Origin of the sequence: Salinigranum salinum (genome assembly GCF_009176545.1) — an archaeon.
Classification (GTDB): Archaea; Halobacteriota; Halobacteria; order Halobacteriales; family Haloferacaceae; genus Salinigranum; species Salinigranum salinum.
The window spans coordinates 646,665-671,445 of the sequence record NZ_VTOJ01000002.1; the positions used below are offsets into that span (position 1 = coordinate 646,665).

Sequence of the window (24,781 nt, forward strand, 5' to 3'; positions counted from 1 at the left end):
GCTCCACCCTCAACACCTTCCTCATCGTCCGTTAGAGTCAAACGACTCCCACGCGAATCAGGGGATATGAGCGCAGACGCAGAGCAGCGGACGATCCGGTGTCTCATCGCCAAGGTGGGCCTCGACGGCCACGACCGCGGCGCACACGTCATCGCGCGTGCCTTCAGGGACGCCGGGTTCGAGGTGGTCTACTCCGGGCTCCACCGGGCGCCCGACGAGATCGTTCAGGCCACGGTCCAGGAGGACGTCGACGTCCTCGGCATCTCTATTCTCTCGGGAGCGCACAACACGCTCGTCCCGAAGATCGTCGACGGCCTCAAGGAGTACGGCGCGTTCGAGGACACGCTGATTCTGGTGGGCGGGATCGTCCCCGACGAGGACCGCGCGAAGCTCAAAGAGATGGGCGTCGCCGAGGTGTTCGGCCCGGGGACGCCGATGCAGGAGACGATCGACTTCGTCCGCGAGAACGCGCCCGAACGATGAGCCAGGCCGAGGCCGACCTCGTCGACGACCTCTTGGGTGGGTCACACCGCGCGCTCGCCCGGACCATCACGAAGATCGAGAACCGCGCGCCCGGCTACCGCGAGATCGTCTCGGCGCTCCACGCGCACACGGGCGACGCCGAGGTGATCGGCGTCACGGGTAGCCCTGGGGCTGGCAAGTCGACGCTCGTCGACAAACTCGCGAAGCGCTACCGCGATCGGGGACTCACCGTCGGCGTCATCGCCGTCGATCCCTCGTCGCCCTACACCGGCGGCGCGGTCCTCGGCGACCGCATCCGGATGGGCTCGAACGTGGGCGACATGGACGTGTTCGTCCGGTCGATGTCCGCCCGCGGCCGACTCGGGGGGCTGTCGACCGCCACGGCGGACGCGGTGAAGGCGCTGGACGCGTTCGGCAAGGACCGGATCGTCGTCGAGACCGTCGGCGCCGGGCAGAACGAGATCGACGTCGTCCGCACCGCCGACACGGTCGTCGTCCTCGTCCAGCCCGGTTCGGGCGACGACGTCCAGATGCTCAAGGCCGGCATCCTCGAGATCGGCGACGTCTTCGTCGTCAACAAGGCCGACATGGACGGTGCGGCCCGGACGGTGGCCGACCTCGAGGAGATGATCCACCTGCGCCGCGAGCCGACGGCGACCCTCGACACGGGCCACCACGCGCTCGACGGCACGGGAGGCACCGCCGGAGCCGGCGACGCGGACCACGGTCACGGCGGGGTCGGCGAGACCAACGGGGAGCAGGGCACGGAGGAGTGGACCCCCGAGGTCGTCGAGACCGTCGCCACCTCGGGCGAGGGGATCGACGACCTCCTCGAGACGCTCGCGGCCCACCGCGACTATCTGGAGACGACGGGCCGGTTGCGCGCGAAGGCGCGGACCAGATACGCCGAGGAGATCCGGACGCTCGTCCGGTCGGACGTGTCGGCCCTCGTCGAGCGCGAACTCGACGCCTACGGCGGCGTCGACGCGCTCGCGGAGGCCATCCTCGACCGCGAGACCGACCCGTACACGGTCGCCGACGAGATCGTCGCGCCGATCCGCGACTGCGTGGGCGACCGCCGGGACGAGGACGGACGCGACACCGACGAGTGAGGGCCCGACGACGGGTGAGGACCCGAACCGGAGCGGGATCGAGGTCGACGCGACCGACCGTCACCACGGACCGGTGCCACGGCCACTGTTTTGACTGTGGCCGCACGAACAGAGGGCATGGGAGATCGCGCCTGCTACCGGGAGTTCTGTCCCGACTGCGACGCCCAGGTGAGCATCGTCGACGAGGAGTGCCCCGACTGCGGACGGGCGCTCGAACTGCGGTGAGTCGGATGAGCGCAGTCGATCGTCGATCCCCGTCCGTCCTCGAGTTGTCGTTTCCCGCCCGTCACCGGGTCGTCGCCGCCTCAGCTCCCCTCGACCGGGATCCGCCCGAGGTCGACCGTGTGATCCGTCGTCACGGCGTCGCCGGCCCCCGTGCGGACGACGACCGACGCGGGTCGATCCCCCGGCGGGAGCTGCCAGGTACCCGTGATCTGAGCGGTGTCGCCGGCTGCGACGGTCACGGCCCGGCCCGTTCCCTCGACGGTCCTCCCACGCTCGGTCGTCACGGGACCGAACTGGACCGTGTACGGCTCCGACGCCGTGTTCTCGACCGACGCGGCGAGGGTGAGCACCCACTGGTCGGTCGCGGCGCGGAACGAGGCGACCGAGAGCGTCTCGCGCTGGGGCGTGTCGGGGAGGAGTTCGTCGCCGACGCCGACTCCACCGCTGCCGGCGGTCGTCGTGGTGTCGCCGCTCTCGCCCCCACCGCCGTCGTTACGATCGTCACCGAGGAGTGACTGCTCGACCAGGCCGACGAACGTCGCCAGCTCCACGAGGATGGGGATGCCGATCCCGAGTCCGACGAGGAGACGGATGATGGTCCGGCGTCTGTGCGCCTCGGCCGCCGACTCCGTCTCGGCGGCGTCGCTCGTGGCCGCGGTCGGGCCGTCTGTCGTCGTCTCGTCGGACACGGATACGGATACGAGCTGGGGAGCGCAGAGGCGGTGTGAAGGCGGTGCGTCGATCGGAGGCGGGGCTCCGTGCCCGCGCCGGTGTCAGACCGGGATCGGTGGGCTCCCGGGGGCGAACAGTCCGTCGGCGACCATGCTCCAGAGCGGCGGTCCGTAGGCGATGACGACGAGCACGATAGCGATGAGCGCCCAGATCCGAAGGTCATCGAGGACGACCGGGCTGTTCTGGGGCCCCGACAGCGCGGGCGGGAGTTCGCTGTTGACCTCGAGCTTCGCGCTCCGGTCGCCGAACCACGTCGCCACGACGACGGCGAGGAACATCAGCAGGGCGATGAAGAGGATCGTGCCACCGATGGCGATCTGGAGGCGCATCTCCGCGATGCCGCCGATGACGTTCTCGAACTCGACGTTGGCGTACTGTGGTTCGGCGGTCCGCCGGGGGACGCCCGCGAGACCCGCGCGGTGCATCGCGTTCGACATGAGCGTCATGCCGACGAACCACGTGTACGGCTGGACCATGGCGACCGTCTTCAGCTTGAGGTTCTTCCCCGTCACTTGCGGGAGGAGCCAGTAGGTGATCGCCATGAACGTCAGCGCCGCGGCCGTTCCCACGGTGAGGTGGAAGTGGCCGGGCACCCACAGCGTGTTGTGGACGAGGTAGTTGATGTTCATCCCGGCGTTGATCATCCCCGAGAAGCCGCCGGCGGCGAACATCAGCCCGGCGAGCGCACAGCCCGAGAAGGCGGGGTTGTCCCACGGGAGCGCGCGGAGCCACCCCAGCCGTCCGGTGCCGCCGCGCTGTCGGGCACCGTGTTCCATCGACGCGACGACGGTGAACGCGGTGAGCAACGACGGCAGGAGGAGGAACATCGTGTTCGTCATGGCGATGAACTTGAACCCCTCGGGGATGCCGGGGTCGACGTACTGGTGGTGGAAGCCGACCGGCGTCGAGAGGATGACGAACAGGACGAAGACGACCCGCGCGAGCGGATCGGAGAAGAGCCGTCCGCCGGAGAGTTTGGGCAGGAGCGTGTACCACACCAGGTAGGCGGGCATCAGCCAGAAGTACACGACGGGGTGGCCGAAGTACCAGAACAGCGTTCTGGTCAACAGCGGGTCGACGGCGGGGATGAGTCCGAGCGACCACGGGAGCAGGAAGACCAGCACTTCGACGGCCACGCCGATCGTCGAGATGTACCACATCAGCATCGTCGCCAGCACCATGAACGTCCGCAGTGGGATGCGGTCGTCGGGGTGCTCGGCGCGCCACCGGCGGTACGCGAGATACCAGTCGACGCCCGCGATCCACGAGCCGACAATGAGCAGCGCCGCTCCGAGGTAGAAGATCGGGTGGGCCGCCATCGGCGCGTAGAACGTGAACAGGACGTCCGCACTGACGGGACCACCCGTCAGGCCGCCGAGGATGGCGAGCCCCGCGAGGAGCGTCCCGACGAACATCGTCGCGAACCACGTCTTCGACAGCCGTTCGCTCAGTTTCTCGTCGAGGCTCGCAACGACGGCCCACGAGAAGATCCCGGTGATGAAGAACGTCGTGAACACCAGCGCCAGCAGGACGCCGTGGCCCGTCAACAGCGTGTAGTAGTCGGCCGAGGAGACGAACCCACGGTAGATCCCCGTGCGATGGAGCGCCTGAATCATCCCGAACAGCCCCCCGACACCGAGCGAGCCGAACGCCACCGCGAGGTTCAGCCGCACGATGAACGCGTCGTGGGGGAACTTGTCGACGAACGCCTCTCTGTCGATGGGGACTGTCTCCCCGGTCTTCTCCTTGTATTCGTCCGCGAACGCCATTATTCGGTCTCCTCCTCGCCGTCGTCGGGCTGGTTCTCGTTCACTGGCTCCTCGCTATCTCCGAACGCCTCGGGGTTCTGCAGGTCCGAACTGGTGAACTCCGACTGCGGCACGACCTGCAGCTGTCCCTCCATCGTGTGGTGAGCCGCGCCGCAGTACTCGTGACAGATCATCCCGTAGCTCCGCGTCTCCTCGAACTGGACCGTGACCGTGCTCACCTGTCCGGGAACGGCCATCAGGTTGATGTTGGTACCGGCGACCTCGAAGCCGTGAATCACGTCGCTCGACGTGATGTGGAACGTCACGGTCGCCCCGGCGGGCACCCGGAGGGGCTCGTTCGTCCCGGGCTCGAAGAGGAACTGCCGGGTGATGACGTACACGTCGTACTGGTTCTCCCCGGTCTGATACGTCCCGGGCTCGCCGAACCGCGGGTGGTCGTTCAGCGCGTTCGCGTCGACCGTCCCGCCGGTGTCGTCGACCATCTTCACGCCCGCGCCGACCGCACCGTACGTGACCGTGCCGATGAAGCCGACGATCAGTAGCAGTGACAGTGCGACCCAGAGCTTCTCGAACCTGTGTATCTCCATCTTATCCCACCACCGTTGGACCGTTGCCGAGGAACTCGACGAAGTACATGAACACCCACATCAGGACGAGGATCACGAAGTAGCCCAGGATGAGGGTGAACGTCCCGACCGGGTCGTAGTCGTCGTGTTCGATCGCCACCTCGGGTTCGTCGAACGCCGCTTCCGCCGTCGGTTCGCGATCGAAGCTGTCGGGCTCCGGTGCCGGGTACCGCTCGCGGTTGATCGCCACGTAGGCGATGGCACCGACGATGGCGAGGAAGATCACGCCCAGGATCCCCGACGTGACCTGCAACAGCTGGACCGCGGCTGCGGACGCCTCGCCCTCTCCCTCGGCACCGCCGCCGGGTGCAGCACCGACGACGACCGCGCCCTTCATGCCCAGCGAGAGGTGCGGCTCGCAGTAGTACGTGTAGACGCCTTCGGTCTCGAACGTGTGCTCGTACGAGAAGCCGGTGTTCTCGATCGGCTCGTACCCTTCCCACCCCGCACCCTCGGGCTGTTCTTCGACGAGGACGTTGTGGGTGTTCGACGTCCAGTTGAACGTCACCGTCGTTCCGGGCGACACCCGGACGGCCGGCGGTTCGAAGGCGAACGTGCCGCCGTTACCCTGCGCACCCACCTCGACCTCGACCGCGTCCTGACCGGTCAGGTCTTCGGTCGAACCGTCGAAGTTGTCGACGTCGGAGAACCAGTCGCCGTAGTCGGCGGGGACGCCCTCGGCACCACCACCGCCGCTCTCGACGACGACGACGCCTTTCATCCCCAGCGAGAGGTGCGGCTCGCAGTAGTACTTGTAGACGCCTTCGGCCTCGAACGTGTGGTCGAGGGTGAACCCCGTGTTCTCGATCGGCTCGTGCCCCTCCCAGTCCGACTCCGACGGCTGTTCTTCGAGGAGGATGTTGTGGGTGTTCGACGTCCAGTTGAACGTCACCGTCGTTCCCGGATTTACTCTCACTGCGGGTGGTTCGAAGGCGAACGTCCCGCCGTTACCCTGCGCACCCACCTCGATCTCGATCGCGTCCTGGCCGGTCGCGTCGACGGTCGTCCCGTCGTAGTTGTCGACGTCCGAGAGCCAGCCGTCGTAATCGCCACCCTGCGCTGCGACGGTCCCCGCGCCGGCACCGGCCCCGAGCGTCGCGACGCCCGCGACAGCACCGCCACGGAGCACGTCGCGGCGGGTCCGTCCACTCATCAGCCGACCCTCCCACCGCGCGGGAGCGCCGGCGTGCCGTTGACAACCTGTTCCATATCGGGCTTTTGCGAAGACCACCCTCTAAAGTGTTCGTACGGTCCCCGTTCCCGAGGAGCCGGGGAATGATTTAAGTAGACGACTGTTGTCAGCACCAGACTGTTTCCGGTCGGCTTCCGCGTCGACCACCGTCTCGGTCGGTGGCGGCAGATCTCGAAACACACAAGTCGACCGAATCACTCAGTCGCAGGGTGCTCGCCGGCTCTCGTCCGACGACAATCGGGGTTCGATTTAAGAGGTCGTATCGGGAACTCGTGGGTATGAGTCTACCGACGGACTGGGACCTGCGGACGGCCGTCGTCGTCGCGCTGCTCGCGCTGTTGCCCGTCGCAGTGTTCATCCTGCTGCGGGACACGTTCATCGTCGCGCTGTCGCTCGTGAGCGTCCTCATCATCGGCCTCGCGCTGTACCTGATGTTCTCGCCGTCCGAGGCCGAGGTCAAACCCTCACGGGGGTAGCGGGCGGTGTTGGTTCCGGTCGTCTCGTCTCCCGGGTTCGCGGACAGGGTCAGCATCTCCGACAGCACCGGTATCGCCGACGCCACGGGCGTCACGGTCACCGGTTTCGCCAGCGTCGTCGGCCCCCTCGACGTCGCCGGCGTCGCCGTCCCGGAACTGGCCGTCTTCCTCGTCGTCGGCGTCCTCGGCGGTGCGCACTGTCTCGGGATGTGTGGGCCGCTCGTCGGTCTGTACGCCGACCGGATGGACTCGACGGGGCTCTCGGGGAGCGCGATCCGTCAGCACGCCCTGTTCAACGGCGGCCGGACCGTGGGGTACGCGCTCGCGGGCTTCCTCCTCGGAGGGATCGGCTCGCTCGTCTTCGACGCCGCCGCCTTCGCGAGCGTCTCCGGCCCCGTTCGCGGCGTCGCTGGCGTCGCCGCCGGCGCGTTCATCCTGGTCACGGGCGCGACGTACGCCGCCGGTGGGTCGGGACACGGCCCGTCGATCCCGGGACTCGACGGTGTCTTCGCCCGGGTGTCGGGCCTCCTCACCGCGCACGTCGACCGCTGGGTCGGCGGGCCGCGGATCGTCGGCCTCGGGATGGTCCACGCGCTCCTGCCCTGTCCGATCCTCTACCCCGTCTACCTCTACGCGCTCGCACGGGGCTCTCCCGTGGCCGGCGCGCTCGCGCTCGCCGCGGTCGGCCTGGGGACGTTCCCGACGCTGTTCGCCTCGGGACTCGCCGTCGGCTCCCTCGGTTCGATGGGGTCGGGACGGCGTGCGGCCCTCCATCGCGTCCTGGGCGTCGCTTTCCTCCTCCTGGGGTACGTCCCGCTCGCCCACGGGCTGATGCTCCTCGGCGTCGACGTGCTCCCGCACGTCCACATCCCCATCTACCAGCCGCTCGGGTGATCCCATGACCGACCACTGCACGCTCTGTGACCTGCCGACGCCCGACCCGCCCGTCACGGCCGACGACGTCGACGGCCGCTTCTGCTGTCGGGGCTGTCTCGTCGTCGCACGGACGCTCGGCGACGCGGCGGCGGCAGACGTCGACTCGGAGTCGGTCGCGGAGACGCTCGCGGCCGACACGGACGACACGGACGTAGGCGACGACGCGGATGGGTCGCGCGGTGGAGTCGACGCGGACGCGACGACAGGGCCAGACGCCGACGCCGTCGAGTCGTACCTCGCCGTCGACGGGATGCACTGTGCGACCTGTGAGGCGTTCGTCGAGTCGCGGCTCCGGCGGGAGGGCATCTACGACGCCGACGCGAGCTACGCCTCCGGCCTGCTGAAGGTCACCCACGACCCCGGGTGGGACGCGGAGCGACTCGCCGGGCTCGTCGACGGCCTCGGCTACCGCGCGCGCGAGGCCGGCGACGACGAGGGGGAGACCGAGGACGTGGGGCGTCTCCTCGTCGGCGGCTTCTTCGGCATGATGACCATGCTCTGGTACGTCCTCTTCCTCTACCCGACGTACCTCGGCGTCGACGCCTCGCTCCTCCTGTTCGACGTCTCCTCCGCCGCGGGGACGTATCTCGTCGCCAACATCTGGGTGATGACGACCATCGTCCTCGTGTACACGGGGTACCCCATCCTCCGCGGGGCGTACGTCAGTCTCCGGGCACGCGAGCCGAACATGGACCTGCTCGTCGCGGTCGCGGCCACGACCGCGTACGGCTACTCGACGCTCCTCGCGCTTTTGGGTCGGTCGCACCTCTACTTCGACATCACGGTCGTCGTCGTGCTCGCGGTCTCCATCGGCGGCTACTACGAGGAACGACTCCGCGGGGCCGCCGCCGGGAGCCTCCGGGCGTTCTCCGAGCGCCGCGTCTCGGAGGCGCGGGTGCGAACCACGAACGGAACCGAGACGGTCCCGCTCGACGCGATCGCCGAGGGCGACGAGGTGGTCGTGCGGGCGGGTGAGACCATCCCGGTCGACGGCGTGGTCGCCGACGGGTCGGGCGCGGTCGACGAGTCGCTCGTCACGGGCGAGGCTCGACCGGTCCGTCGCGAGGTGGGCGACGGGGTCGTCAGCGGGTCGCAGCTGCGGGACGGCGGACTGATCGTGGCCGCCGACGCGGAGGCGACGCGGACGATCGACCGCCTCGTCGAACTCCAGTTCGCGCTCAGGACCCGCTCGGGCGCACAGCGGCTCGCGGACCGGATCGCGCGCGTGTTCGTCCCGCTCGTCGTCGCGCTCGCGGTCGTCGCCGGCAGCGTCCACCTCGTGCTCGGCGCGACGCCCACGACGGCGCTGTTGACCGGGCTGACCGTCCTCGTCGTCTCCTGTCCCTGTGCGCTGGGGCTCGCGACGCCGATGGCCGTGGCGAGCGGCGTCCGCGAGGCGCTCGACCACGGGATCGTCGTCCGCTCGGGCGAGCCGTTCGAGCGGGCGACCGACGCCGACGTGGTCGCGTTCGACAAGACCGGGACGCTGACGACGGGCCGGATGGTCGTCCACGAGGTCTCGGGCGACGACGAGACGCTCGCGGTCGCGGCGGCGCTCGAACGCTTCGCCGACCACCCCGTTGCCGACGCGATCGTCTCGCGGGCGACCGGCGACGACGCCGAAACCGGCGGCGCGCTCGACGACCGCGCCGAGGTCGATCTCTCGACATCCCCCGCGACCGACGGCGGCCTCGCGGTCGAGGACGTCGAGGTCCACCCCGGTCGCGGCGTCTCGGGGACGGTCGGCGACCGCCGGGCGCTCGTGGGCAGCGGTGATCTGTTCGCCGACCGCGCGTGGTCCGTCCCGGACGCCCTCGCGGAGACGGCGCGCGAGGCGCGCGACGCGGGCGCGGTACCGGCGCTCGTCGGCTGGGACGGGCGGGCGCGCGGCCTCGTCGTCGCGGGCGACGAGCCGCGGCCGGAGTGGGCGTCGGTGGTCGAGTCGCTCGCCCGCGAGCACCGTGTCGTCGTCGTCACGGGCGACGGCGCGGCCGCCGCGGAGCGGTTCGCCGCGCACGACGGCGTCGACGAGGTGTTCACCGACACGCGGCCCGAAGCCAAAGTGGCGCTGGTCGACCGACTGCGCGGGAGCGACGAGCGCGTCGTCTTCGTCGGCGACGGGAGCAACGACGCGCCGGCACTCGCCGCGGCCGACCTCGGCGTCGCGCTTGAGTCAGGGACGCCGCTGGCGGTCGACGCCGCCGACGCCGTCGTCACGACCGACGACCTCCGGACGGTCGAGACCGTGTTCGCGGTAACCCGCGCCACGCGCCGGCGGATCCGCGAGAACCTCGGCTGGGCGTTCCTGTACAACGTCGTCGCGATCCCGCTGGCAGCGCTGGGCCTGTTGAATCCGCTGTTCGCCGCCGTCGCCATGGCCACCAGCAGCCTCCTCGTGGTGCTTAACTCGCGGCGGCGGCTGGTCGACGCGGAGCGGTTCGGCACTGCGGGAGGCGATCGGTCCCGTCGAGACCCTCCGAGCGGGAACGACGAGCCGCGGCGAGCGGACGACGGGACGGCCGCGGGAGGGACGCCCGCGTGAACGCGTTCGGCGTCGGTCTCGGAGACCGCTCCGACGAGGTGCGACGGCTCGTCCTCGTCGCCGGCGCGCTCGTCGCGTGCGAACTCCTCGTGCTCGGCGCGTACTTCTCCGTCTCGACGTGGACGGTGATCGCCCCACGGTACGTCCTCTACCCCTTCGTGTGGATCAACGTCGCCGTGCTGGCCGTGCTCGCGGTCGAACGGCCCCGGGCGACGGGGCGCAGACGACTCGTCGCGGTCGCGGTCGCGGTCACCTACCTCGTCGTCGTGACGTGGCTCGACGGGACGGTCGGGGCCGGGGCCGGCTCGGGAACGCTCCATCTCCTCGCACTCCCACCGGGGTGGGGGCCGGCGCTGCTGTACGACGGGCCGGTCCGACTCGCGCTCTTCCCGTTCAAAGTCGTCGGCTACGTCGTGCTCGGCTACCTGGTGTACGGCCTCGTCGTCGACGCCGCCGGTTCGGGGCTCCTCGGCGGTGCCGTGGGGCTGTTCTCCTGCGTCTCGTGTACGCTGCCGGTCGCCGCCGCCGTCGTCTCGGGTCTCGTCGGCGGGACGGTCGGACTCACGGGCGCGACCGCGTGGTCGTACGACCTCTCGACGCTGGCGTTCGTCGTCGCCGTCGGGACGTTAGCGTGGCGGCCGCGGGTCGGGACGGTCGTGGGTCGATTCGTCCGCGGTCGCGAGTAGCGGACCGGCCACGCGCGTGATGCGGTAGAACGCGCCCGGATCGAGAGAGGCGAGGAGAAGAGCGCACCGCGGCCGTGTGGGTCAAGTCGGTCGCGCTCTTCGACTCGGGTATGATCCGACGACTCGCGAAGGCCGCTGGCGTCGGGCTCGCCGCCGTCGGCGGGCTCGCCGCGGTCAACACCGCACTCGCCGGCCGTGCCGAGCCGCTCGAACAGCCACTCTCCGGGACGGAGCGCACCTACCGCTGGCGCGGGATGGACGTCGCGTACACGGAAGCCGGCGAACCGGACGCACCGACGGTCGTCCTCATGCACGGCATCAACGCCGCCGGCTCCTCGGGGGAGTTCAGAGCCGTCTTCGACGACCTCGCGCGCGACTACCACGTCGTCGCGCCCGACCTCCCCGGCTTCGGCCGCTCGGACCGCCCGCCCCTGCAGTACTCGGCGGCGCTGTACGAGGACTTCGTCGCCGACTTCCTCTCGGAGTACGACGCGCCCGCCGTAGTGGTCTCGTCGCTCACGACCGCGTACGTCGCCCGCGCGCTCGCGGACCCGTACGGTGACGTGTCCGTGTCGTCGCTCGTCGCCGTCTGTCCCACGGCCCGGGGCGGCCCCGATCGGGTGACGTGGGCGCGGGAGCTCCTCCGGGCACCCGTCGTCGGCACGGCGCTGTTCAACCTGCTCGCGTCGAAGCCGTCGATCCGCTACTTCAACGCCGACCACGGCTACTACGACATGGCCTCGGTCTCCGACGAGTGGATGGCGTACGAGTGGCAGACGGCCCACCAGCCGAACGCGCGGTTCGCACCGGCGTCGTTCGTCAGCGGCTTCCTCAACTCCGACGTCGACCTCGGGGCGGCGCTCCGTGATGCGGACGTCCCGGTCACGTTCGTCTGGGGCCGCGAGGCCGACATCACGCCCCTCTCGGCGGGACGCGACCTCGCAGAGGAGGCCGACGCACGGCTGGTCGTGATCGACGACGCGAAACTCCTGCCGCACGTCGAACATCCGGGTGCGTTTCTGGACGTCGTCCGGGAGTCGTTCACGGTTCCCGTCTGAGTCGTCGGACAGTCTGGCTCACGATTCACCCGGGGGCCCTCATCCCCGGATGGTCCGAAACGATCTGACAGCGGTCGGGTCCGGTCGCTCGTTCGTGGCTGCAGCGCCGACAGCGTGGTCACGGGTAACACGGACGCGCAAGGGGCGAGAGGACGCAGGTCCCCCTGGCTCGAAGCCACCGACGTCTGCTGTCGCGGTCTCCGGGCCGCGAGCTACGACCAGTCGAGTCCGCCGAGCTGTCGCCCGGTTCCTTCGCAAAGACACGGCTGGGGAGGAAGGAACGTCTCGCCGCGCACCCGGACCACCACGTCGGTATTACCGCACCGACCCGCCGGGACGCCGAGACTGACGTGACGGACGACTCCCCCGCCGAACGAATTCGACGGTTCCGAAACCGAACCGTCGGACGAGAGGGCGTCTCGACTGAACTCACGGCGGTTTCGAGACCGACCGGTCCCGGCTGCGGCGTCGGGGGGAGAGGGAGCTTACCGCGGGTGGAACGTCAGCATCCGGTTGCCCGTCATGGTGTTGCGCCCGACGGCGAGACCGACGGTCATCCCGACCGAGACCTCGTCGGGATCGGCGCGGACGATAGCCGTCATGCGGACGGGACCGAAGTCGGCGATGGCGGTCGTGTACGGCGTCTTCGCCGCGAACGACGGGGCCGCGATCTGCGTCGTGGTGTACGTCTCGACCGTCCCCATCTCGGGCAGCGACTCCCGGGACAGGTCGGCCGAGCCGCAGTGGGGGCAGACCCGCCGCGGCGGGAGCGACCCGTGCCCGTTCTCGCAGGCGAGGTAGTACCCCTCGCCCTCCTCCACGGCGTCGAGGAGGTCGTCGTAGCCAGCGTCGCGGGGCTTGGCTCTCACGCCACCACCTCCAGCACGTGGACGACGGCGCTCGCGACCGTGCCACCGGCATTGTGGGTCACGCCGACCGTGCCGTCGACGTAGTCGCTGTTGGGGTGGTCACCCGAGAGCAGGCGGAACAGCTCCGCGACCTGCGATGCGCCCGTCGCCCCGACGGGGTGGCCCTTCGCCTTCAGGCCGCCGGAGAGGTTGACGGGGAGGGAGCCGTCCTTCGTCGTCTCCCCGTCGCGGGCGGCGGAGACGGCCTCGCCCGGTTCGTAGAAGCCGAGCGACTCGAGCGCCAGCACCTCGGCGATCGTGAAGCAGTCGTGAACCTCGGCGACGGCGACGTCGTCGGGCGTGATGCCCGCGTCGGCGTACGCCTCCTCGGCGGCGCGGTCGGCGGCGGGCGTCCGGTTGAGGTACGCCCGGTCGTGGAGCGCCATCTTGTCGCCGCCCTGGCCCGTACCCGTGATGGCGATCGGGGCGTCGATGCCGTGTTCGTCGGCGTAGGCGTCGCTGCAGAGGACGACCGCCGCCGCCCCGTCGGTGATCGGACAGGAGTCGTACAGCCCGACGGGATCGGAGATCATCGGGGCGTCGAGGTGGTCGTCGACGGAGATAGCGCTCCGGTACTGTGCGTACTCGTTCGGGAGCGCGTGGTCGTGGTTCTTGACCGCGATGTGCGCGAAGTCCTCGCGCTCACCCCCGAACTCCTCGAGGTAGGCGCGCTGCATCAGCGCGTACGCGCCGGGGAACGTCATCCCGGCGCGGACCTCGTACAGTTCGTCCGCGGCGATGGCGAGGAACTCCGTCGTGTCCTCGGTCTCTTGGTTCGTCATCCGTTCCATCCCGCCGGCGAGAACCACGTCGGCCCGGCCCGAACGGATCGCCGTCACTGCGGCGCGCACGGCCACGCCAGCCGACGCACAGGCCTCCTCGTACCGCGTGGCGGGACAGTCCAGCCCGGCTGCCTCCGCCATGATCGGCCCCTGGTGGCCCTGTCGCTCGGCGAGCTCGCCCATGAAGTTCCCGTACGTGATCTCGTCGACGTCGTCGCGTGGGATGCCCGCCTGCTCGCGGGCGCTCAGCGCGGCCTCGGCGAACAGATCCCGCCCCGTCCGATCGGGAGAACTCCCGAACCGCGTCAGCCCTGCCCCAGCGATGCGAACCGTTGTCATGGTCTAACGTACTGGTTGTTGTGAATAAAACCCTGTCGATGGTATTTCGTGGTGGTTCTCGGCGTTCAACACCATCTCGAGACAGGAATTGGATAAAAATGGTTTTGGGCGATGCATCGAAAATCGAAGTTTCGACCCCGATTCGACGCCCGGCGCTCGGGGGGGCTCTCCGCCATCGAACCCCGCTCAGTGGGGATTTAATTCGACCCGTGACGCGGATGACACGAACGTGGTCGGGATCGGAGAACGCGGAGGGAGTCGGGGGGACCGAAACGGTTTCCGCGACGCCCGGCGAGGGGCGGATATGACCGAGTGGATCGGCGACACGTTCACGAGCGACGTCGGCTGGAGACACCTCGAGCGGCTGGTCGACGTCGGCGACCGCATGGCGGGATCGGACGGCGAACGACGGGCGATCGAGGCGACACGGGACGCGCTCGACGACGCCGGTGCCCGCGACGCGGGCGTCGACACGTTCCCCATCCAGGGGTGGGTTCGCGGCGAAAGCGGCGTCGAGGCCGGCGGACGGACGCTCCCCTCGATCGCGCTCCCCCGGAGCCCCGCAGACGAAGTCACGGGGCCGCTCGTCGACCTCGGCGACGGCCTCCCGGCCGACTTCGACCGCGACCTCTCGGGGACGGTCGTCCTCGTCTCCTCGACGGTGCCGGACCACGTCGATCGGTTCATCCACCGCCGCGAGAAGTACTACCGCGCCGTCGAGGCAGGGGCGGCGGGGTTCGTCTTCCGCAACCACGTGCCCGGCCAGCTCCCGCCGACGGGGAGCGTCGGGACCGAGGCGTCGCCGATCGGCGCGATCCCGGCGGTGGGCGTCTCGAAGGAGGTCGGAACCCAGCTCGCACGTCGGTTCGTCGGCGAGACGGTGACCGTCGGCGTCGACTGCGAGACGCCCGACGCCGACAGCGGGAACGTCCACGCCGACGTCGGTCCCGCAACCGAGGAGGCGATCTACCTCACGAGCCACGTCGACGCCCACGACATCGCGGAGGGGGCGCTGGACAACGGTGCCGGGACGGCGATGGTGGTCGAACTCGCCCGCGTGCTCGCCGGACGTGCCGAGGAACTCGAGACGAGGGTTCACCTCGCCTGCTTCGGCGCGGAGGAGGTCGGTCTCGTCGGCTCGACCCACGCGGCGGCCGAGGTCGACGACGTCCGCGCCGTCTGTAACCTCGACGGCGTCTGCGGTGGGCGGACCCTCAAGGCACACGTCGGCGGCTTCGACGGGCTCGGCGCGGCGTTCGAGACCGTGGCCGACCGGTTCGACCACCCCGTCTCCGTCGTCCCCGAACACCTCCCCCACTCCGACCACTGGCCGTTCGTCGCACGCGGGCTCCCCGGCTGTATGGTCTCCGCGGAGACGGGCGACCGGGGGCGGGGATGGGGCCACACCGCGGCCGACACGCTCGACAAACTCGAACCCCGGACGTTCCGGGAACAGGCGATCCTGCTCGCCGACGTCGTGGTCGAACTCGCCCGCGACGACGCCGACCTCGCGCCCGTGCCCACCGAGGAGATCGCCGCCGCGCTCGACGCACAGGGCGAGGCCGAGGGGATGAAACTGACCGACGACTGGCCGTTCTGAGCGTGAGCGGTCGCGTCGGGCGGACGGAACCACTCTCTCCCCGGAACCCCGAGGACTTTTACTGGGGCGAGCGAAGACCGGCCGTGATCGTAGTGACGCGCGTGAAGGGGACGAGATGTCGCTGACCGTCGCACACCGGGGCGACGACGTGTGCACCGACCCGGTGGCACGCCTCCCGGCCGACGTCTCCCACGCGGCGCGCGAGTCGGCGGCCGACCTCCTGCTCGCCGTCGGCGACGACGCCGTCTGTTCGCTCGTGACCGACCCCGCTCCGATCCCCGCCATCCTCGTCGACGCCGACGTCGGGCGGCACGGGGTCTCGGGAGACGACGTCGCGGACCTGCTCCGGACGCTCGCGGGCGATCCGGCGGTCCTCTCGGCCCGGACCGTCGCCGCGCCGCGTCTCTCCGTGACGGTCGACGGGGACCGCACACCGGCCGTGCTCGACGTCGCGCTCGTGACGAGCGAGGCGGCCCACATCTCCGAGTACACCGTCGCCGACCCGATGGGACCCCTCGCGTCGTTCCGCGCGGACGGCGTCGTCGTCGCCACACCGCTCGGAAGCGCCGGCTACGCCCACGCCGCCGGCGGACCGGTGCTCACGGACGGCGACGGACTCGCGGTCGTACCCATCTCGCCGTACACGACGGGGCCGTGCACGTGGGTGACCGACGCCCCGGTGACGCTCGGCGTCGAACGGGACGAAGCGCCCGTGTCGCTCGTCGTCGACGGGACCACCTACCGGGAGATCGGCGTCGACGACGCGGTCCTGCTCGAGATGGCGGGGACGATCGACCTGATACGCCCGCTCGCCCCCACCGACGGCGCGCACAGATTGGAAAAACTCTAATGAGTACCTGCCCGAACGTCGGGTATGCAACCGTTACAGTTCCTCGTCCCGCTCGACCCGTTGGTCGCGGCGGAGTCCCTGATCCCGTTCGTCGTGCTCGTGCTCGTGGTGGCCAACATGGTGACGCGTCTCCTCGCGCATCGCACACACGTCAGACAGGCCGAGGAGGGTGAGGACGACGAGGCCATCACGCGGTACACCCCACACACCGTCACGACCGTGCTCCTCGTCCTCGCGTCGTTCGCCTTCCTCATCGTCGCACCGCACGGCGGAATGGTGATGGCCGTCCTCGTGCTCGGGGTGTTCATCGCGGACTTCTTCGAGTTCGAGGCTCGCAGAGTCGAAGCCCGCAACGAGATGACGATGGAGCGACCGAAGGCGGCGGTCACGGCGTCGATCGTGGCGCTCCTCTACGCGAGTTTCCAGAGCCTCTTCTTCATCGTCGAACCCGTCTGGTCGGCCATCGTCTGATCGACGCCGTCCGGCCGCCCGATCGCCCCCGGATCGTACCCACCTGGTCGTTCCCCCGATCGACCCCGGATCGTTTCCCCGGTCCTCTCCGTCTTCTCGACGCTTCCGTGGTGCGTCCCGACGCTCCCCTGCTCGTGGTGCGTCTCGACGCTCCCTCGCTCGCGGTACCTCGCAGCCTCCACGCGACCGCACGCGACACGGACACAGCGCCGCGTGGTCCCGATAGACCCGCGCCGTGTCGGGGCGAACAGGTCATCCGTGACGGCACCGTCAGATGAGGACCAGGCCCGTGACGGCGTGGACAGCACGGCGATGGAACAGCCGGCGTGGACGAATCCCCCGAGCGCGGCAGATCGGGTAGCCGACTGCGAACCAGCCGATCGACGGGCGAGACGGTCGCGGTCGACGACGAGCGGACGAGCGTGCCGGCTGGTGACCGACGCTCGGCGGCGTCGCTAGCGGTCGACGGACGCACGACGGCGGCGGCTCCCGATCGGCGGTGAAAACGCGGAGAGCGAAGGAGAGCGGGGAGGAGTCTACTGGGTACGACGGTTCTCGTACGCCTTGCGGGCCTCGCGGACACCGGGAATGAGCACCCAGAACGTGAGCGCGCCGATGAGCGTGAACCAGAACATGACGTCCATCAGCGCGACGCCGAGCGCGTTGAACAGGTCGTCCCCGGAGGCCGTCACCGGTGCGACGAGCTGGTCGGTGCTCTCGAACCCGGTGGTCCGGTACCAGCTCGCGAGGACCATCCACGCGAGCCCGCCACCGGTGAAGATGCCGAGCCCCTTGATGAATTCGTCAGCCATTGTCAGAGTCTTCGTCGGCGTCCTCTTGAGACTTTCCCATCCCCTCCGCGCGGAAGCGGGTCGCGAGCGTGTAGATGCCGGCACCGAAGCCGATGACGAGGAGACCGACCACGGCCAAGACGGTACTCAACACGCCCGTCGGAACCGAGAGACCGATCGCGCCGAGCGCTCCCGCGATGAGCGCCCGGAGGAAGCTCACTTGGAGGGTCGCGGCGTCGAGGAGGAAGAAGCCGGCGACGACAGTTACGACCGCGATGAGCGTCGAGAAGACGGTGATGGTCTTGTACAGTCGCATCGGCACCTCGACGTCGCGTCGGCCGCGTCGGCTCGTGGTCGCGGTCGCGGGTCGCTCGCCTGTCGAGTTCGTGGTGTCCGTATCTGAAGTCATGGGGAGGAAGAACGGGGACGTGCGACGGTGACGATCGTCCCGATCGGGATCGCTATTTGGGTGGTCGGAGCCGGTAGTAGCGGCGGTTGAGGTCGTACATGTACCCCTCGCGCATCGTCTTCAGCACCGCGTAGGTGACGATCCCCGCCACGATCGGCAGGAGGAACGTCAGGTCGAACAGCAGGTCGACGTTCATCGGCATCAGGTTCTTCACCGACAGCAGTGAGATGGTGAAGGCGAAGACGATGCCGAGCACGCCGACAGCGGCCCAGAACGGCTGCTCGACCGGCCGGCGCGCCGACCCCTTGTTGAGGAAGGGGACGATGGCGACGAAGCCGACGACGACGAGGTTGGCCAGCACGCCGTACGTGCGGTCGGCCATGATCTTCTGCCCGCCGAGGATGGCGAGCTCGGGGTTCAGTGGGTTGAGCTTGAGCAGACCGAACGACCAGTAGAGATACCAGTCGGGGAGGATCACCGCGGGAGTCGACGAGGGGTTCGCGGGCGGGCCGATGTGCGGCGGCATCGTCGCCGAGAGGAACAGGATCATCCCGACGAAGAACGAAGTGATCGAGAGGTTGCGGATCACCTCGTGGGGCCACGTCGGGAACGCGAGCACGTCGCGCTCGACGTACGTCGACTCCTGACGGAGGTCCTGATCCTCGCGTCGGGCGCGCTCGAAGTACTCGTACGTGAGCCGGGAGAGCCCCGTCTTTCGCGCCTTGCGTTCGCTCCACGAGGGCGTCTCGTCGTCCGGCGGGACGGCGAGGCTGCCGGAGCCGTCGGTCACCGCTTCCTGTTCGCCTTCGTCGGTGGTGTCGTCGTCTTGACTCATGATTTGATCAGTGTGGCTCCGCGATGCCCTGCACCCAGACGATCCCGATGTGGATCGCGATGAGCGTCGTCACCACGAAGGGTAACAGGAACACGTGGAGGATGTACATTCGCTGGAGGGTGGCCTGGCTCAGCGTGAAGCCGCCGAACAGCAGCTGGGCGACCCACTCGCCTGCCAGGGGGATCGACAGCGACATCTCGACGCCGATCTGGCCGGCCCAGAACGCCAGCTGGTCCCACGGCAGCAGGTAGCCGGTGTAGCCGAACACCATCGTCAGGCTGATCAGGACGATGCCGAGGATCCAGTTGAGCTCGCGCGGCTCCTTGTACGCCCCGGTGAAGTAGACGCGGAGCATGTGCAAGAAGACGGCCGCGACCATCACCTGCGCGGACCACCGGTGGATGGAGCGGAGCATGAACCCGAACTGCAGGTCACGCATGATGAACGCGATGCTGTTGTACGCGGTCGAGGGATCGCCGGTGGTCGCCGGGCTGTAGTAGAAGCCCAGGAGCGCACCGGAGATGGCCGCGACGACGTACGCGAGCGTCGAGAACAGCCCCAGCGTGTAGAGGGGATACCAGTACCAGAACTTGTTGTCGAGGTTGTACTGTTCGGTGTGGCTCTTCGGCATCTGGAGGTTGACCCGGTAGTACAGCGTCTCCATCAGCTCCAGGTAGTCGACGATCCGCAGCCGCTTGTCGACGTAGATCAGACCGAGCAGGAAGAACTGCTCGACCTTCGTGAGGTCCTCCTTGGACTTCAACCAGGCCTTGTGGTCGTACTCGTCTTTCTTCTCTAAACTCATTGCTATGTTATCGCTTGTAGTAGGGGTAGATCGCGCGCTTCACCGTGTCCCAGGCGCCGTCACCGAGGCGCTCGCCGTCGACGTCCTCCTCGCGGATGTAGAGGTCCTCCCACTTGCGCCGACGCTTCTTGACGATCATCACGTCGGGGAGGAACTCCTTGCGGTAGAGCGCGAGGATGAACGCCAGGTCGACGAAGATCACCGCGAGGACGCCGCCGAGGAACATGTTCCCCGTGTCGGTCAGACCCCACCCGGAGACCAGGCCGAAGGTGAAGAGGAAGACGAACACCACCTCGATCACCGTCAGGAGGACGATGCCGATGGCGGCGGCGGTCGACTCTCTCGCCGATTCGTAGCGGTGGATGTCGCCGTACGTGCTGCCGGACGACGACATCACTCACCACCTCCCGTGTTGCCCGTGTTCGGCGACTCGCCGTACTTCAGGATGTAGAACGTGTAGATGATGGTGACGATGATGCCGAGGATGGTCGCCGCGCCGACCCAGTGGGCCTGGATCGGGACGCCGAGCTCCTCGAGTTCCTTCTCTCCACCGCCGCCCGTCGACACCGTCGGGACGTCGCCGCCGACGGCGACCGCGCCGAGCATCCCGAGCGCCTGGTGGGGCGAGCAGTAGTACTTCGTGATGCCCGCTTCGTCCTCGCTGAAGGTGTGCTCGAAGGTGGTCCCTGCCTCGGCGACCGGTGCGCCGCTGTCGAGCGAGGCCGGACCCTCTTCGGCGATCACGTTGTGACCGCCACCCTCGCCGGTCCACTCCCAGACGACGGTGGTGCCGGGGTCGACCCAGATGCCCGCCGGGGCGAACGCGAGCGCACCGCCGTTGCCGTCCGCGCCGACGTCGACGGTCACCTCGCTCTGTCCACGCAAGTCCTGATAGCCGCCGTCGATGCCGTCGAGGTAGCCACCCCAGTCGGGCTGAACGTTCCCACCGCCACCGCCTTCCTCCTGAGCGGCGGCGCTGCCCGTAGCGGCTGCCGCAGCGACGGACGCACCTCCGGCCGTCCGGAGAAAATCCCGCCTGTTCATACAGGTCTGCCTCAGGATGGAACGCGCTTAAACCCACCGACTCCACCCTTCCAGGGTGGTCGCGGACCCCCGCTCAGACGCCCTGTGCGCCCCGCTCGCCAGGGCCGTCCTCGCCCGTGTCGCCGACCCCCTCGACGCCCGCGTCACGAGGCCCGTCACCACCCTGTTCATCCGCGCCACCGGTGCCCGCCGCGAGCGCCCGCTCGTCGGTGGAGTCCTCGTCGAGCGGGGGGAGGAAGTCGGGGCGTGCCCCGTCTTCGACTCCCACGGCGCGGAGACGCTGGCGGTACTCCTCGGAACGAAAGCGGTCCGAGAGCCGGGCGTTCGCGACCACGAAGAAGAGGAAGAAGCCGATGAGCAGGAAGAACAGCGCCGCGACGGGCGCGACGATGGTGTCGACGCCGGCGAAGAGCCACGCGCCCAACAGCCCCAGCCCGCCCAGCATCTGGACGAACGCCACGACCTGGAGCATCAGGTTACCGAACTCGCCGCTCCCTTCGGGGACCTCGTCGGGGGAAGGGAGGCCGACGTTCGCCGGCGGCTCCGTCACCTCGTAGTCGTCCATCGAACAGAGCGCGACGGTGGGAGTGACGTCGCGGAGGACAGTCCCCTCGCCCTCGACGCTGCCGTCGGGGTAGACGATGGCGTACCCCTCGTCGGAGTACGCGACCAGCCGCGGCTCGCCCTCGCTGGTGTAGCGCTCGATGACGGCGAAGACGTCCCGGGCGGCGATCCGGTTGAGGAGGTCCTTCTCGACTCTGTCGAGGAGTTCTGGGCCGACGATCCACGACTCGGGATCGAACACTGCTTCCCACTCCTCGCGGGTCATCTCCGCCATGTCCGCCGGCCCGAAGTTGTCGAAGTCGTACTTCTCCTCGACCTCGCGTCGGAGGGCCTCGAGATCCCGGTCCCGGTCGCCCTCGGAGTCGGGGTCGGTCGCGGCGTCCGTGTCGGGAGTCGGTGGATCGTCGACCTCCACGCGGTCCGACTCAGCCGTGCCGGGTGGCTTCTCACCCACCTGCTCGTCCGAGGCGTCGGTCATCGGGTAGAGTTAGTTCGGAGGACCGTTAAGCGGTTCGCTCCGCGACAGTCCCGTCGACACGTCCGTGCTGGCGAAGGAGTGGAGAGACCGGCGCGTCGGTCCCGTGCGTACGGAAAGAGTGATTGGAGTCGTCGTGCGCGAGCAGTCGGCCGGGGAGGAAGAGTCTGCGCACCGGCTACTGCTCGGTAGCCGTCGATGTGATCGAATCGGTCCACACACCGACCGGTCCTGCGGTGAACGTGGTATGGACCTCGTCCGCACGGGGTCCCGCACGTCGGACGCCGGAAGCCGCGACGACGGTTGGCGCGAGTCGTTCCCTTTACACCCCCACCCCCCTTAGCCCGGCCGATGGCAAGCGAGTCGACGTACGCCACGATCGCAGCCCTCCTCGTCACGTCGAGTCTGCCCTTCTACCTGTACGGCGCGTGGATCATGATCGACGCCGAGACCGTCACCTGGGAGGTGCTGATCCACCATCTGAAGTTCATCGTCCCCGGACTCGTCCTCAACACGATTCCCGTCGTGACGTGGATGATGCCGCGGCTCCTGAACCAGCTGAGCGGTCTGTCGGCGCTCCACGCCATCCTCGGCCTGCAGGCGTACGCGATGCTCGTCTTCGCGCTGACCGGCATCGTCCGGATCTTCCAGGCCAAACACCGGGCGAACCTCTACCAGGATCCCGATCAGGACGTCGATCTCGACGACCTCCACGAGAACATGGGTGCGTGGCGCGGTCGCCTGCGGATCGGGGTGTTCGGCTACGTGCTCTTCTGGTTCGGCGCGTGGCTCCTCGGCATCTACCGGTACGTCACCGGCTACATGCTCGGGTCGGGGCTCGGGTAGCGGGGCCCCGAGCCACGGCGTCCGTCGACCTCTCGAAGCGAGACGGCCCGGACGTCGACTACGAGGGATGCGTGTCGCATCGTCCGGAGCGCAGTCACCCGGAGATCACGCCGGGTCGACACTGGCGAGTCGTATCCCGTCTCGGATCGTGTGAGTCGCCGTGTCGTCCGTTCCTGTACCGAGCGACACCACGGGTCGCTCGGTCCCGCAGCCGCGTCGGAACCACCGAGCCATCGAACCCATCGAACCGCCGCGGTCCCGTTCGCCGTGACTGGTCGGTGAGGAGCGCTCGTATGAGGGGGAGACCCCGCGAGTCCCCGGCAGGTGCCCTCGTTACAGATCCAGGGCCGCGTTCACCACGACCCCGACGAGAAGCACGATCGCCGCGACGTAGAGAAACGTGATGAACAGGAGGAAGGCCCCGAGGATGCCGTACGCGGCGTACCTGCCGGCACTGCCCGCGTAGTAGTAGAAGCCGACCTGGAGGAGGACCCAGCCGACCGCGGCCACGGCGGCGCCCGGGAACGCGTGTCGAGTCGTGACGTCCACCGGTGGCATGATGTAGAAGATCGGCAGGAACGCCAGGCAGAGGACGACGACGGCGGCGAGGTTTCCGACCAGGGTCGGATATTGGACGGGAACGTCGACGAACGTGAGCGCCACACCCAGCGCGCACAGTGCCACGAACCCGAGGAACAGCGTGGCGAGGGCGAGCACGCTCTTTTTCAGCTGGTCCGACAACGAGAGGTCCGACTGACGGGAGTAGATTTCGTCGAAGGCAACCGTCAGTCCGCGGAATACTTTACTTCCACTCCACAGCGCGAGGAAGGTACCGACGACCCCCGCGACGCCGTGACCACTCATATTCGAGAGGATGCCGTTCAACACGTCCGAGCCGCTCGTCGAGAGGACCGATTGGAGGACCGCTATCAGCGTCTCCCTGACACCGACCAGCGAAACGAGGGCGAGCGCGAGCAGGAGCAGCGGAACGAACGAGGCGACGGCGTAGTAAGCGATACTCGCCGCCATGAACGTCACGTCCTTCTCCCGGGCGGTCTCGACGATGCCCCTCCCAGTTGCTAGTGCGGACATGATCTTTTGAGCTCATGTTCTTTCGATCTCACGGACTCGCTATCGGTTGCGACGAGTGAATAGCGACCTGCTTTCGTCTGCCAGCCGTTGAAACCGACCCTCGGTGTGCTCGCCGCTCCTACTTCTGTCCCTCACCCGATCGCGCGAACGGTGGACCGCTCACCCCCACAGCTCGCCGCTGGCCAGGTCGACCCCGTTGTCGAGCTTCGACGACGGACAGAGGTCTTCGAGCGTACACTCCTCACACGACGGGTTGCGGGCGTCGCAGACCGCGCGGCCGTGGCTGATGAGCAGGTGGGTGAACTGCTGCCAGTCTCCCTCGGGGACCACGGTCATGAGGTCCTGCTCGATCGTCTCCGGGCGCTCCTCCTCGGTGAGTCCGAGCCGGCGCGAGAGCCGCCGGACGTGGGTGTCGACGACGATCCCCTCGACCACGTCGTGGCCGTGCTGGAGGACGACGTTCGCGGTCTTTCGGCCAACACCGGACAGCTCGGTCAGCTCGGTCATCGTGTCGGGTACCTCGCCGTCGTGTTCTCGTACGAGCGTCTCGCCGATCGACTGCAGGTAGCCCGCCTTGTTGTTGTGAAACGTGATGCCGTAGATGTCCTCCGCGAGCTGTTCCTCGGCGGCGGCCGCGTAGTCCTCGGGAGTGCGGTACTTCTCGAACAACTCGCTCGTGACCTGATTGACTCGTTCGTCGGTACACTGCGCCGAGAGGACGACCGCGACGAGCAGTTCGAGCCGGTTCGAGAAGTCCAGCGAGATGGTCGAGTCGGGGTACTCCTCGTACAGTCGGTCGAGGACGGCGTCGACCTGCTCCTCGCGCGAGTCGCGTGGGGTGCCCATACGCCGACGTTCGGTGGTAGCGACATGAGTGGTGTGGTTCGAGAACCGCCGACGGCGATCAGTGGGGGGTAACGTTTTCTCGCGGGCGTGCGACTGTCGACCACATGACCGACGCCGACGCCGACGCGAGAGGGCTCGCACAGTTCGACCACGACGCCTGGCGGACGCTCGTCGGTGCCGGGGTGGGCTACGGAATCGTCCTCGTCGCCATGTTCGTCGCGCTGTTCGTCGTGCCGTTTCTCGTGTTTCTGGCACTGTAGGTCGGTTCGAGCCGACGTCCGGGCGTC

Annotated in this window: 27 protein-coding genes; 12 read left to right on the plus strand and 15 right to left on the minus strand. The window is 68.7% G+C overall.

Going from position 1 to position 24,781, the window contains the following annotated elements:
* The first annotated feature begins 66 nt into the window (after positions 1-66).
* Positions 67-483: a cobalamin B12-binding domain-containing protein gene (locus FZP69_RS14885; protein WP_152042182.1), complete on the plus strand. Its 417-nt coding sequence runs from the start codon at positions 67-69 to the stop codon at positions 481-483.
* Positions 480-1,595 carry a methylmalonyl Co-A mutase-associated GTPase MeaB gene (gene meaB, locus FZP69_RS14890; protein ID WP_152042183.1) on the plus strand — a complete coding sequence of 372 codons (1,116 nt, stop codon included), beginning with the start codon at positions 480-482 and terminating at the stop codon, positions 1,593-1,595. The genes FZP69_RS14885 and meaB overlap by 4 nt, the downstream gene beginning before the upstream one ends.
* Before the next feature lie 305 nt (positions 1,596-1,900).
* Here meaB and FZP69_RS14895 read toward each other — a convergent pair whose 3' ends face one another.
* The 4 genes from FZP69_RS14895 to FZP69_RS14910 form a co-directional block, all read right to left on the minus strand.
* Positions 1,901-2,509 carry a hypothetical protein gene (locus FZP69_RS14895; protein ID WP_152042184.1) on the minus strand — a complete coding sequence of 203 codons (609 nt, stop codon included), beginning with the start codon at positions 2,507-2,509 and terminating at the stop codon, positions 1,901-1,903.
* 84 nt (positions 2,510-2,593) lie between these two features.
* Positions 2,594-4,321: a b(o/a)3-type cytochrome-c oxidase subunit 1 gene (locus tag FZP69_RS14900; RefSeq protein ID WP_152042185.1), complete on the minus strand. Its 1,728-nt coding sequence runs from the start codon at positions 4,319-4,321 to the stop codon at positions 2,594-2,596.
* On the minus strand, positions 4,321-4,908 hold the full coding sequence (locus FZP69_RS14905; RefSeq protein ID WP_152042186.1) for a cytochrome c oxidase subunit II: 588 nt from the start codon (positions 4,906-4,908) through the stop codon (positions 4,321-4,323). Before FZP69_RS14905 ends, FZP69_RS14900 begins: the two co-directional genes overlap by 1 nt.
* A gap of 1 nt (position 4,909) precedes the next feature.
* A complete protein-coding gene (locus FZP69_RS14910; RefSeq protein ID WP_152042187.1) occupies positions 4,910-6,100 on the minus strand; it encodes a halocyanin domain-containing protein in 1,191 nt (396 codons plus the stop codon).
* A gap of 317 nt (positions 6,101-6,417) precedes the next feature.
* Here FZP69_RS14910 and FZP69_RS14915 point away from each other — a divergent pair, with 317 nt between their 5' ends.
* The 5 genes from FZP69_RS14915 (at position 6,418) to FZP69_RS14935 (ending at position 11,837) form a co-directional block, all read left to right on the plus strand.
* Positions 6,418-6,615: a hypothetical protein gene (locus FZP69_RS14915; protein ID WP_152042188.1), complete on the plus strand. Its 198-nt coding sequence runs from the start codon at positions 6,418-6,420 to the stop codon at positions 6,613-6,615.
* A 156-nt stretch (positions 6,616-6,771) separates the two neighbouring features.
* Entirely contained in the window at positions 6,772-7,509 is a 738-nt protein-coding gene (locus FZP69_RS14920) for a sulfite exporter TauE/SafE family protein (RefSeq protein WP_240137761.1), read from the plus strand.
* Between the two features lie 4 nt (positions 7,510-7,513).
* Positions 7,514-10,093, plus strand: coding sequence for a heavy metal translocating P-type ATPase (locus FZP69_RS14925; RefSeq protein WP_152042189.1), 2,580 nt, complete (start codon positions 7,514-7,516; stop codon positions 10,091-10,093).
* Positions 10,090-10,779 (plus strand): DUF7546 family protein, encoded by a 690-nt coding sequence (locus FZP69_RS14930; protein WP_152042190.1) that lies wholly within the window; start codon positions 10,090-10,092, stop codon positions 10,777-10,779. Before FZP69_RS14925 ends, FZP69_RS14930 begins: the two co-directional genes overlap by 4 nt.
* Positions 10,780-10,889: 110 nt before the next feature.
* Positions 10,890-11,837: an alpha/beta fold hydrolase gene (locus FZP69_RS14935; RefSeq protein ID WP_152042191.1), complete on the plus strand. Its 948-nt coding sequence runs from the start codon at positions 10,890-10,892 to the stop codon at positions 11,835-11,837.
* Positions 11,838-12,322: 485 nt separating this feature from the next.
* Here FZP69_RS14935 and FZP69_RS14940 read toward each other — a convergent pair whose 3' ends face one another.
* Both FZP69_RS14940 and FZP69_RS14945 read right to left on the minus strand, forming a co-directional pair.
* Entirely contained in the window at positions 12,323-12,706 is a 384-nt protein-coding gene (locus tag FZP69_RS14940; RefSeq protein ID WP_152042192.1) for a Zn-ribbon domain-containing OB-fold protein, read from the minus strand.
* Positions 12,703-13,866, minus strand: coding sequence for a thiolase domain-containing protein (locus FZP69_RS14945; protein WP_152042193.1), 1,164 nt, complete (start codon positions 13,864-13,866; stop codon positions 12,703-12,705). Before FZP69_RS14945 ends, FZP69_RS14940 begins: the two co-directional genes overlap by 4 nt.
* Before the next feature lie 304 nt (positions 13,867-14,170).
* On the opposite strand from FZP69_RS14945, the gene FZP69_RS14950 reads away from it, so the two are divergent.
* From FZP69_RS14950 to FZP69_RS14960, 3 genes are all read left to right on the plus strand, one after another.
* On the plus strand, positions 14,171-15,466 hold the full coding sequence (locus tag FZP69_RS14950) for a M28 family peptidase (protein ID WP_152042194.1): 1,296 nt from the start codon (positions 14,171-14,173) through the stop codon (positions 15,464-15,466).
* A 115-nt stretch (positions 15,467-15,581) separates the two neighbouring features.
* Positions 15,582-16,316, plus strand: coding sequence for an NAD(+)/NADH kinase (locus tag FZP69_RS14955; protein ID WP_152042195.1), 735 nt, complete (start codon positions 15,582-15,584; stop codon positions 16,314-16,316).
* 24 nt (positions 16,317-16,340) lie between these two features.
* A complete protein-coding gene (locus tag FZP69_RS14960; RefSeq protein WP_152042196.1) occupies positions 16,341-16,787 on the plus strand; it encodes a DUF7313 family protein in 447 nt (148 codons plus the stop codon).
* Positions 16,788-17,323: 536 nt separating this feature from the next.
* On the opposite strand, the gene FZP69_RS14965 is transcribed toward FZP69_RS14960, so the two are convergent.
* From FZP69_RS14965 to FZP69_RS14995, 7 genes are all read right to left on the minus strand, one after another.
* A complete protein-coding gene (locus tag FZP69_RS14965; protein WP_152042197.1) occupies positions 17,324-17,599 on the minus strand; it encodes a DUF7314 family protein in 276 nt (91 codons plus the stop codon).
* Positions 17,592-17,987, minus strand: coding sequence for a DUF7315 family membrane protein (locus FZP69_RS14970; protein WP_152042198.1), 396 nt, complete (start codon positions 17,985-17,987; stop codon positions 17,592-17,594). The genes FZP69_RS14965 and FZP69_RS14970 overlap by 8 nt, the downstream gene beginning before the upstream one ends.
* A gap of 52 nt (positions 17,988-18,039) precedes the next feature.
* The gene (locus tag FZP69_RS14975; RefSeq protein WP_152042199.1) at positions 18,040-18,822 is read right to left on the minus strand and encodes a cytochrome bc complex cytochrome b subunit; all 783 of its coding nucleotides are present in this window, start codon (positions 18,820-18,822) and stop codon (positions 18,040-18,042) included.
* Positions 18,823-18,829: 7 nt separating this feature from the next.
* Entirely contained in the window at positions 18,830-19,627 is a 798-nt protein-coding gene (locus FZP69_RS14980) for a cytochrome b (protein ID WP_103424801.1), read from the minus strand.
* Between the two features lie 7 nt (positions 19,628-19,634).
* On the minus strand, positions 19,635-20,021 hold the full coding sequence (locus FZP69_RS14985) for a DUF7318 family protein (RefSeq protein WP_152042200.1): 387 nt from the start codon (positions 20,019-20,021) through the stop codon (positions 19,635-19,637).
* Positions 20,021-20,671 (minus strand): halocyanin domain-containing protein, encoded by a 651-nt coding sequence (locus FZP69_RS14990; protein WP_152042201.1) that lies wholly within the window; start codon positions 20,669-20,671, stop codon positions 20,021-20,023. Before FZP69_RS14990 ends, FZP69_RS14985 begins: the two co-directional genes overlap by 1 nt.
* Before the next feature lie 73 nt (positions 20,672-20,744).
* Positions 20,745-21,713 (minus strand): DUF7319 domain-containing protein, encoded by a 969-nt coding sequence (locus FZP69_RS14995; RefSeq protein WP_240137645.1) that lies wholly within the window; start codon positions 21,711-21,713, stop codon positions 20,745-20,747.
* Positions 21,714-22,061: 348 nt separating this feature from the next.
* Here FZP69_RS14995 and FZP69_RS15000 point away from each other — a divergent pair, with 348 nt between their 5' ends.
* Complete coding sequence (locus FZP69_RS15000; RefSeq protein ID WP_152042202.1) at positions 22,062-22,556, plus strand: DUF7321 family protein; 495 nt, start codon at positions 22,062-22,064, stop codon at positions 22,554-22,556.
* Positions 22,557-22,889: 333 nt separating this feature from the next.
* On the opposite strand, the gene FZP69_RS15005 is transcribed toward FZP69_RS15000, so the two are convergent.
* Together FZP69_RS15005 and nth are read right to left on the minus strand one after the other, a co-directional pair.
* Entirely contained in the window at positions 22,890-23,648 is a 759-nt protein-coding gene (locus FZP69_RS15005) for a YihY/virulence factor BrkB family protein (protein WP_152042203.1), read from the minus strand.
* A 159-nt stretch (positions 23,649-23,807) separates the two neighbouring features.
* A complete protein-coding gene (gene nth / locus FZP69_RS15010; RefSeq protein WP_152042204.1) occupies positions 23,808-24,494 on the minus strand; it encodes an endonuclease III in 687 nt (228 codons plus the stop codon).
* 104 nt (positions 24,495-24,598) lie between these two features.
* On the opposite strand from nth, the gene FZP69_RS22645 reads away from it, so the two are divergent.
* Positions 24,599-24,754: a hypothetical protein gene (locus FZP69_RS22645; RefSeq protein ID WP_192918597.1), complete on the plus strand. Its 156-nt coding sequence runs from the start codon at positions 24,599-24,601 to the stop codon at positions 24,752-24,754.
* Positions 24,755-24,781 lie beyond the last annotated feature (27 nt).